The 8,405-nt window shown below is 62.0% G+C and carries 5 protein-coding genes; 4 read left to right on the top strand and 1 reads right to left on the bottom strand.

The annotated features are described in order from the left end of the window. Nucleotides 1-253 precede the first annotated feature (253 nt). Nucleotides 254-1,183 carry an isoaspartyl peptidase/L-asparaginase family protein gene (locus ACESL9_RS15895; RefSeq protein WP_372615230.1) on the bottom strand — a complete coding sequence of 310 codons (930 nt, stop codon included), beginning with the start codon at nucleotides 1,181-1,183 and terminating at the stop codon, nucleotides 254-256. A 171-nt stretch (nucleotides 1,184-1,354) separates the two neighbouring features. On the opposite strand from ACESL9_RS15895, the gene ACESL9_RS15890 reads away from it, so the two are divergent. The 4 genes from ACESL9_RS15890 to ACESL9_RS15875 all read left to right on the top strand — a co-directional run bounded on the left by ACESL9_RS15890 (nucleotide 1,355) and on the right by ACESL9_RS15875 (nucleotide 8,307). Next, nucleotides 1,355-2,215, top strand: a complete 861-nt coding sequence (locus ACESL9_RS15890) for a cyanophycinase (protein WP_372615229.1) — start codon at nucleotides 1,355-1,357, stop codon at nucleotides 2,213-2,215. Then, nucleotides 2,202-4,844: a cyanophycin synthetase gene (gene cphA, locus ACESL9_RS15885; RefSeq protein ID WP_372615228.1), complete on the top strand. Its 2,643-nt coding sequence runs from the start codon at nucleotides 2,202-2,204 to the stop codon at nucleotides 4,842-4,844. Before ACESL9_RS15890 ends, cphA begins: the two co-directional genes overlap by 14 nt. A 73-nt stretch (nucleotides 4,845-4,917) precedes the next feature. Beyond that, nucleotides 4,918-6,216 carry an acetyl-CoA carboxylase biotin carboxylase subunit family protein gene (locus ACESL9_RS15880; RefSeq protein WP_372675166.1) on the top strand — a complete coding sequence of 433 codons (1,299 nt, stop codon included), beginning with the start codon at nucleotides 4,918-4,920 and terminating at the stop codon, nucleotides 6,214-6,216. 75 nt (nucleotides 6,217-6,291) lie between these two features. Next, complete coding sequence (locus ACESL9_RS15875) at nucleotides 6,292-8,307, top strand: CocE/NonD family hydrolase (protein ID WP_372615226.1); 2,016 nt, start codon at nucleotides 6,292-6,294, stop codon at nucleotides 8,305-8,307. Nucleotides 8,308-8,405: the final 98 nt, after the last annotated feature.

Raw genomic sequence — 8,405 nt, 5'->3', positions numbered from 1 at the left:
GTGGCGGAGGGTACGGGACCGGCGTTGAACGTTCCCCACTTTGTCAACACGGTGAAGCCTGATTAAGGGAGTGTTTCTATTTCAGTGAGAAACTTCACCCAGCTCATCGAGACCATCGGTGAAATCTGTGATGTCTTCATACCCGACGGATAATGGAGCTTTTTCAAGACCGCAGATCATTGCTCATGAACAAATGGAAACGTTGAAAACGGCGAAGAGGTCCGAAACCGCCGGTTGCGATATTGTCGTCGGGTCACTCATAGACCGCTGTTTGCATTGGCGCGCCTTCCCGGACGCTGCCGCGATACATGCCATCGCAATTGAAGGGCATGACCATGTTTCCGTCACAGTCGATTGCAATCAACCCACCCGAGCCGTCATGCGCGGCCAGATCGACCTGCACGACATGTTCGGCGGCATCGGCCAGCGATTGACCGGCATGGCGTATCCGGGCGTGGATCTCATGCGCCACGACGCGCCGGATGAACGCCTCGCCGTCGCCGGTGGCGGAGATCGCGCAGGTGGCGTTATCTGCGAATGTGCCCGCGCCGATGATCGGGCTGTCACCTACGCGACCCGCACGCTTGGCGGTCATCCCGCCGGTCGAGGTGGCGGCCGCGAGGTTGCCATCACGGTCGCGGGCCACGGCCCCAACCGTTCCGTGACGACGCGAAGGATCATTGTCAAGCGTTCCGTCCGCCTGCATCCGCAGGGTCTCCTGCAAGCTGTCCCACCGCTCCTGCGTGAAGAAATAGGCGTCCTCCTCAAAGCCAAGACCCGCGTCGCGCGCAAGCGCGAGTGCGCCCTCGCCGATCATCATGACATGGTCTGTCTGCTCCATCACCACGCGGGCAAGCCTTACCGGGCTGCGCAGTCCGGCAATGCCCGCCACCGCCCCGGCGCGGCGGCTTTGCCCGTCCATGATGGCGGCGTCCATTTCATGCGTGCCATCACGCGTGAAGACCGCCCCACGCCCGGCATTGAACAATGGCTCGTCCTCAAGCGCCGAAACGGCGGCGGTCACGCTGTCAAGCGCCGCGCCACCCGCCACCAGCACATTCTCACCGGCGCGCAATGCCCGAGACAGCGCAGCGCGGCACGCCGCTTCGCGTTCGGCCGTCATATGCGCCCGTGGCACAACCCCGGCGCCTCCGTGAATGGCCAAGGCGAAACCTGTTGTCATGTCCGTATTCCTCTGCTCACCGCCCAAGGCCCACCTGAGTTTTAGGCCGGTCTTGTCACGTTACGCCATGACAGCCACATGTTGCTTGAAGCCGCCCACAATCAATCTTGTTTGTGTCGCGATGAATTCCACAATATGTAGATACTGTCTATAGTGGACTGGAGAACCTTGATGAACATGCCGATTCACCCCGCGCCACGCGGCAAGCTTGTTGCCATTGGCGGCGCCGAGGACAAGGACTCGGAGACCGACATCCTGCGCCAAGTGCTGAAATTCGCGCCAAAGCCCGATCCCAGGGTCGGCGTGATCACCACGGCCAGCAGCATCCCCGATGAGGTATTCGCGGTATACTGCAAGGTTTTTGAACGGCTTGGCGCCAGTGAGGTCATGGATATCCGGATCCGCGAACGGGCAGATGCCGCGAATGTGGCGATGATCGACATGATCAAACAAAGCGACGTGATTTTTATTTCGGGCGGCGATCAGATGCGCCTGACCAGCATTTTCGGCGGATCCGCCGCCTTGACCGCCATCCGCAATCGGTATGAGGACGGAGGGGTCATCGCCGGCACAAGCGCCGGGGCTGCCTGTCAGTCGACCACAATGGTGTATGGTGGGAATGCGGTCGATTCGCTGCGCAAGGGCGCGGTGAGGATGACTGCGGGTTTTGGTCTGATCGACGGAGTGATCATCGATACACATTTTCTTGAACGGGGACGCTTCTCTCGCCTGATGGAAGTGGGCGCGACCAATCCCGAATATCTTGGGTTGGGCCTAGGCGAAGATGCTGCGGTTCTCTTTGATGACGGCATAATCCACGCCTTCGGACCCGGTCACGTGATCCTCGTTGACAGTTCCGGGATCACCGGCTCGAATGTTTTCGACTTGGCGGAAGGTGAGGCGGTGAGCGTCCACAACGTCATCATGCATGCGCTCGTCAACGGCAACGCCTACAGCCTGACAGACCGGCGCATCCTGAGCAAGGACGAGCTCGGGGCAAGCAAGGCGGAGAAAAAGAATGCGTATTCTTGAGCACCGCGCACTGCGCGGGCCGAACTATTATAGCCGCTACCAGGCGATCTACATGCGGCTCGACATCGATGACCTCGAGGACAGACCAAGCGACGAGGTTCCGGGGATAGCGGATGCGTTGCAGGCCGTGTTTCCCACGATCTACGAGCACCGATGCTCGGTGGGAGAACCCGGCGGCTTCTTGCAGCGGGTGCGTCATGGAACCTATGCGGGCCATATGGTCGAGCATCTGGCAATCGAGTTGCAGAACCTCGTCGGCTTTTCGGTCGGCTATGGCAAGACCGTCGACAGCTACGAGACTGGCATCTATCACGTCGTCTATCGCTACCGCGACGAGGCGACGGGCCTTGCGGCGGGCGAGGCCGCGGTCGGGATCGTGCGCAAGCTTTATGACGGGGGGCATGTGGACCTCGCCCCGATCATCAACCACCTCAAGCAAGTGCGCGACGCCAACGCGCTCGGTCCCTCCACCGGGTCCATCGTCGATGCCGCGAAGGCGCGCAACATCCCGTGGTACAACCTGACGGAGGGCACCAGCTACACGCAATTGGGCCACGGTGTGAAACAGCGCCGGTTCCAGGCCACGGTGACCGATGCCTCGGGGATCATCGGCCACTCCATCGCCGACGACAAGGACTGGACCAAGCAGATCCTCGGCGATGCGGGCGTGGCGGTGCCCAGGGGCCGGACCTGCTATTCCTGGGATGAAGTGAAAGTGGCCGCCGAATGGATCGGCTGGCCGGTCGTAACCAAGCCGCTTTCAGGCAATCACGGGCGTGGCGTGACGACGGATATCTCAAGCCTTGAAGATCTGAAATCGGGTTACGAGGCGGCCCTTGCCCGGGTGCGCGACGGCTCCGACGCGGTGATCGTCGAAAGCTATATCAAGGGTGAGGATCACCGCATGCTGGTGATCGGCGGCAAGCTCATTGCCGCCGCGCGCCGCCGCCCCGCACATGTCACCGGGGACGGGCGATCGGCGATCAAGGCGCTGATCGACAAGGCGAACGAGGATCCCCGTCGCGGGGTCGGACACGAGAACCTACTCACGCAGATCCACGTCGATGAACAGACGCATCGCATGCTGGAGCAGGCTGGGCTCACACTCGACAGCGTGCCGCCCGAAAACGAAATGGTGTTTCTCAAATCCACCGCCAATATCTCGACCGGCGGAACGGCGACGGATCTGACAGACGAGGTGCACCCCGATATAAAGTTCACGATGGAACGGATCGCACGGCATGTAGGGCTGGACGTGATCGGCATCGACCTCCTGGCAGAAACGCTGACCAAGCCGCTCGATCAGCAATCCGCAGGCGTGGTCGAGGTCAACGCCGGGCCCGGTTTCCGGATGCATATGGCACCCACCCACGGCACCCCGCGCCCGGTGGGCGAGCATGTGGTCGACATGCTGTTTCCCGATCCGACCGACAATGGCCGCATCCCGATCACCGCGATCACCGGCACCAACGGCAAGACCACGACGACACGCCTGACAACGCATATCCTGCGACAGACGGGATATTCTGTCGGCATGGGTTGCACCGGGACGGTGGAGATCGACAATCACGTGATCCTGCGCGGCGACTATTCCGGCCCGACGGCGGCACAAACGGTGCTGCGCGAGCCCACGGTGGAGCACGCCGTGCTCGAAGTGGCACGCGGTGGCATCATGCGTCGTGGATTGGGCTTTGACGAATGCGATGTGGGCGTTCTGCTCAATATTGCATCCGATCACCTCGGCGAACGCGACATCCACACGCTGGACGAGCTGGCCCGTTGCAAGACGGTGGTCGTGGATGCCGTCAAGCGCGAGGGCGGCTATTGCGTGCTCAACGCTGACGATCCGCTGGTGATGGAGCATGGCACCTACTGGGCACGCGGCGAGATCATCTATTTCACCATGAACCCCGACAATCCCGCGTTGCGCCAACATCTGAGCGAGATGCGCATGGTCGTCACCGTGAGGCACGGTCGCATCGTTATCCTGCGCGGAAAGGTGGTGATGGATGTCGTGGCGGTCAACGACGTGCCGATCGCCTTCGAGGGCCACGCACCCTTCAACGTGCAGAACGCGATGGCCGCGACGGGTGTTGCCCTGGCCTATGGTCTGGATCTCGAAGCGATCCGCGCCGGGCTTCTGACTTTCCACCCGACACCCGCACAGATGCCGGGACGGACCAACTATTTCGAGGCCGACGGCGTCAAATGCCTGATCGACTATGGCCACAACGTGCCCGCGCTCGAGGCGCTTGAGCCGCTGGTCAACGGCTTGGCCCAGCAACGCAGGATCGGGGTCTCGTCAGCGCCGGGCAACCGACGTGACGAGGATCTGGAAGCACTCGGTGGGCAACTCGCCTCGATGTGCAACGTCCTTTACGTCTACGAGTCCGACGCGCGTGGTCGTCCCGAAGGCGAGGTGGCGCAGTTGATCAAGGGTGGGGCCGAGGGGGCCAAGGCGGATTGCGCGGTTCATGTCATCATGAGCGAGCAGGAGGCCGTGAGCGCGGCCATCGCAGAGGCCAAGCCGGGCGATTTCCTGCTGTTGCTGGTGGATGATATCGAGGGCACGGCCGACCGGCTCAAGGGTCGCAGTTTCCCAGTTCAGGCCGATCTGGCCCAGCCATGACCCGAAAGGGCCGCGCGGCGACAAAAGCCGCGCACAGGCATTTCGCGCGATCTGACAGTAAAGGACCACGACCATGATACAGAACGTTTTCGTCGTCGGAATGAACGCCCTGAATGCCGAGCGTCTGACGCGGCTCAGGGGCGTTGAGGATGTCGCCTTTCATCCGCTGCTGACATCCGAGGCAGTATCCGACACACAGGAATTCGACATCCCCGCGATGCTGGCCGAGGCTGAGGCAACGCTCGATACGTTTGACGGCTCGATCGACGCGATCGTCGGCTATATCGACTTTCCGGTTTCCACCATGCTGCCGCTGCTGTGCAAGAAATACGGCACCCGCAACGCCTCACTGGAAAGCCTGCTGAAATGCGAGCACAAGTACTGGTCGCGCAAGGTAATGGCCGAGATCGTGCCCGACCACACCCCGACCTTCACCGCCTTCGATCCGTTCGACGACGACGCGCTGTCGAAGATCGGCGAGGCCGATCTGCGCTTTCCGTTCTTCGTCAAGCCGATCAAGTCCTCGGGCTCGCGTCTCGGCTTCCGCATCGACAGCCCCGAGGATTTTGACTACGCCATCTCCGCCTTCCGCGCCGAGATCGACCAGATCTCCGAGCCGTTCAATTACGTGCTGGATCAGGCCGACCTGCCCGATGACATCAAGGCAATCGAGGGCCATTACTGCATGGCCGAGCGGGTGATCGGCGGGCGGCAATGCACGGTCGAGGGCTATGTCCACGGGGGCGAGGTGGTGCCCTATGGCACGGTGGATTCGATCCGCTATCCGCAGGTTCTCAGCTTTTTCTACTATCTCTACCCCTCGACCCTGCCGCGCCGCGTGCAGGACGAGATGAACGAGATCACCCGCAAGATCATGACGCACATCGGCTATGACAATGCCGGTTTCAACATCGAGTATTACTGGGACGAGGTTCAGAACAAGATCTGGCTGCTCGAGATCAACACCCGCATCGCGCAATCGCATTGCGACCTCTTCGAGATGGTCGATGGCGTCAGCCATCAGCAGGTCACCGTTGATCTGGGGCTGGGGCGCAAGCCGGATATGCCGCAGGGTGAAGGGCCGCAGACTGTCGCGGCCGAGTTCTTCTACCGGGTCTTTTTTAACGACGCTACCATCGCCCGCGCACCGTCGCGCGCCGAGATCGAGGTGGCCGCCGAGCAGGTCGAAGGTACACGCATCGCCTCTTACGTCACACGCGGCATGAAACTGTCGAACCTGCCGGAACAGGACGCCTACAGCTACGCCGTCGCCTCTGTCTGGATGGGGGCGGGCAAACAGTCCAAGCTCTTGTGGAATTACGAGCAGGTGATGAAGCGGCTGAATTACGAATTCACCGATATTGTCGAATAAGGCAGCAAGGGCGCGGTAGACATCGCGCGCGTTCGCTTCACTGTCCGCCCCAGTATCAGTCCGGAACCACGCCCCATGAAAATCGACCATCCCCTGCCCGCCGAGATCCGTGAGATCGAGCACACTGAAATCACGATGCCCGACGGTACGCGTCTGGCCGCGCGGATATGGATGCCCGAGGGGGCGGACACCGCGCCAGTTCCGGCAATTCTCGAATACATTCCCTACCGCAAGAACGACAAGACGCTGGAGCGTGATCATGCCCGCGCGCCATGGATGGCGGCGCGCGGCTATGCCTACGTCCGCGTCGATCTGCGCGGCACCGGCGAATCCGAAGGCGTGATGACGGATGAATATACCGAGATCGAATTGCAGGACGGCTGCGACGTGATCACCTGGATCGCCGATCAGGCTTGGTGTGATGGCGGCGTGGGCATCGTCGGCATTTCCTGGGGCGGGTTCAACGGCCTGCAACTGGCGGCACTTCAGCCACCCGCACTGAAGGCGGTCGTGACGATCTGTTCCACCGATGACCGCTATGCCGACGACATCCACTACATGGGGGGCACTCTCTTGTGCGATCAACTGTCCTGGGGGTCTGTGATGTTCGGCATCAACACCCTTCCACCCGATCCGGTGCACGTGGGCGACCGCTGGCGTGGGATGTGGTTGGCGCGGCTGCGCGGGTCGGGCCTGTGGCTGAAGACCTGGCTGGAGCATCAGACCCGCGACGATTTCTGGAAACATGGCTCGATCTGCGAGGACTACAGTGACGTGCGGATCCCGGTCTACGCCGTCAGCGGCTGGGCCGACGGTTATTGCCGTTCGGTCTTCCGAATGGTCGAGAACCTGCCCGGTCCAGTCAAGGGCATCGTCGGGCCGTGGTCGCACAAGTATCCGCATGTCGGCGAGCCGGGCCCGGCCATAGATTGGCTTACCGAGGAAACCCGTTGGTGGGATCACTGGCTCAAGGGCACCGATACCGGCATTATGGACGAAGCGCCGCTGCGAGTCTTCCTGCAGGATCACGCCCGCCCGGCCACACATTACACCCATCGCGAGGGGCACTGGACCACCGAGCCCGTCTGGCCCTCGCCCGACATCACCCGCACGGCCTTCGCGCTTGGAGCGGATGGCACACTGGCCACCAACGGCGATATGCCGAGTGGCGTGCGGTCGATCAACTCACCGCTCTGGGTCGGGCGACATGGCGGAAAGTGGTGTTCCTATGCGCATATCGGCGACCAACCCGGTGATCAGCGCCGCGACGATGCCGGCAGCCTGACATTCGAGACCGCTCCGCTGTCAGAGTCGCTGCACATGGTGGGTGATCCCTACCTGACGCTGACCTTTACCGTCGATCAACCCGTGGCGCAGGTCGCCTTGCGGCTCATGGATGTGGCTCCCGACGGCGCCGCGACGCGGGTCAGCTACGGCCTGTTCAACCTGACGCATCGCGAAAGCCACGAGCACCCCGAACCTCTGGAGCCGGGGCGAAGCTATACCGTGAATGTGCCGATGAAGCATGTCGCGCAGACCTTCCGCGCCGGGCATCGCATCCGGCTGGGTCTGTCGACCAGCTACTTCCCTCTGGCCTGGCCCACGCCCGCGCTTGTCACGCTTCAGGTTGACACAGCGCAAACCACGCTGTCACTGCCACTGCGCGCCAACCGGCCAGAGCCCGCGCCGCCCTTTGCCGCGCCGCGCGCGGGTAAGCCGCTCGATGTCAGCTTTGAGACACCGCCGCAATCGGAATGGGTGCTGTCCGAGGACGCTGATACCGGCCGCCTGATCATTGATGTGCGCGATCATGAAGGCGCCGCACACATCACCGAACACGGGATCACCCATTCCGCGGAAGGGGTCGAACACTATTCCATACTGCCCGATGATCCGCTCTCGGCCGAGGGGGTGGTAACATGGACCCACGAAATGCAGCGCGAGAACTGGAACATCCGCACCGAGACGACCACGCGACTGACCTCCACGGCGTCAGAGTTTCGCATTGAGGCAAGCCTGCGTGCATGGCAGAACAAGGAAATCGTGCATGAAGAGGTCTGGCATGAACATATCCCGCGAAACGGCCTCTAGGATCAGGGCGTTTGCGAGGATCAGGAGCTTGCGCATCACGGCGGTGATCGCGACTTTCGCGGGCTTTCCCGCGCTGCAGAGCGCCTTATAGGTCTGGC

It is taken from the genome of Aquicoccus sp. (assembly GCF_041686535.1).
GTDB lineage: Bacteria > Pseudomonadota > Alphaproteobacteria > Rhodobacterales > Rhodobacteraceae > Aquicoccus.
The sequence above is the reverse complement of the archived record's forward strand: the minus strand, read 5'-3'. Positions and strand labels throughout refer to the sequence as shown.

Coding starts and splice junctions, on each gene's coding strand:
- ACESL9_RS15880 (WP_372675166.1), top strand. CDS start 4,918: ATGATACAGAACGTTTTCGTCGTCGGAATGAACGCCCTGAATGCCGAG.
- ACESL9_RS15895 (WP_372615230.1), bottom strand. CDS start 1,183: ATGACAACAGGTTTCGCCTTGGCCATTCACGGAGGCGCCGGGGTTGTG.
- ACESL9_RS15890 (WP_372615229.1), top strand. CDS start 1,355: ATGAACATGCCGATTCACCCCGCGCCACGCGGCAAGCTTGTTGCCATT.
- cphA (WP_372615228.1), top strand. CDS start 2,202: ATGCGTATTCTTGAGCACCGCGCACTGCGCGGGCCGAACTATTATAGC.
- ACESL9_RS15875 (WP_372615226.1), top strand. CDS start 6,292: ATGAAAATCGACCATCCCCTGCCCGCCGAGATCCGTGAGATCGAGCAC.